General features: G+C 64.5%; 1 protein-coding gene. It reads left to right on the top strand.

Features of this window, described 5'->3' with window-relative positions:
• The first annotated feature begins 66 nt into the window (after positions 1-66).
• On the top strand, positions 67-1,209 hold the full coding sequence (locus BFD71_RS38670) for an IS481 family transposase (RefSeq protein ID WP_069269420.1): 1,143 nt from the start codon (positions 67-69) through the stop codon (positions 1,207-1,209).
• The last annotated feature ends 45 nt before the right edge of the window (positions 1,210-1,254 follow it).

Raw genomic sequence — 1,254 nt, 5'->3', positions numbered from 1 at the left:
ACATGGGTAACAGGTGTGCGGGGACATGGGTAACACTTCGGGCGAGTGATTCGCCTGGAGCCGTTCATGCCCTGGAACCCGAGAAACACCATGAACCTGCGTCTGGAATTCGTGAATCTGGCCCTGCAGGACGGCGCCAACCGGCGTGAACTATGCCGGCGTTTCGGCATCAGCCCGAAGACCGGCTACAAGTGGCTTGCCCGGCATGCACAGGATGACGGCGCCACGGCGTTGGCGGACCGCTCGCGCCGGCCCCTGCAGAGTCCGGCGCGCACCATACCCACAGTCGAGCAGCAGGTGGTTGAACTGCGCCAGGCACATCCCGCCTGGGGCGGGCGCAAGATCAAGCGGCGCCTCGAGGATCTCGGCCACACCGCGGTGCCCGCACCGAGCACGGTGACCGGCATCCTGCACCGCCATGGCCTGATCCGCGCGGAGGCTTCGGAGGCGGCCACACCGTGGCAGCGCTTCGAACACGAGCATCCGAATTCACTCTGGCAGATGGACTTCAAGGGCTGGTTTGAGCTGCAGGACGGGCGGCACTGCTCGCCGCTGACGGTGCTGGACGATCATTCGCGTTTCAACCTGACGCTCGATGCGTGCGGCAGGACCGACACCTCCACCGTACGCGCGCATCTGCGGCAGACGTTTCGCCGTTACGGGCTGCCGCTGCGCATCAACGCGGACAACGGCTCGCCATGGGGCAGTCCCGGCCAGCCGGGACAGCTCACCGAACTGGCCATCTGGCTGATCCGGCTCGGTGTGCGTCTGTCCCATAGCCGGGTGGCGCACCCGCAGACCAACGGCAAGGACGAACGGTTTCACCGCACGCTGAAGGCCGAGGTGCTCAGCGGCCGTCGCTTCGACAGCCTGCGCAACGCCCAGCGGGTGTTTGACGAGTGGCGCACGGTCTATAACCATCAGCGCCCGCATCAGGCCCTGCAGATGGCCACTCCGATCACCCGTTACCGGCCCAGTGCGCACCGGTATCCGGAGACACTGCCGCCGATCGAATATCGCAGCGACGACACGGTGGTACGCGTGGGGTGGAATGGAGAACTCCGTTTCCGGTGCCGGTGTTTCAAGGTTTCAAATGCGCTGCACAAGCTGCCGGTTGCGGTGCGCCCCAGCGCAGGAAGCGGCAACCGCTATGACCTGTTTTTCCTGCATCATCATTTCGGAACCATCAACCTGGACCATCCCGAATGAGCGGATCATGTGTTACCCATGTCCCCGCACACCTGTTACCCATGT

It is taken from the genome of Paraburkholderia nodosa, assembly GCF_001718195.1.
Classification (GTDB): domain Bacteria; phylum Pseudomonadota; class Gammaproteobacteria; order Burkholderiales; family Burkholderiaceae; genus Paraburkholderia; species Paraburkholderia nodosa_A.
Note: the sequence above shows the minus strand (reverse complement) of the source record. Positions and strands in the feature narration are given on the sequence as shown.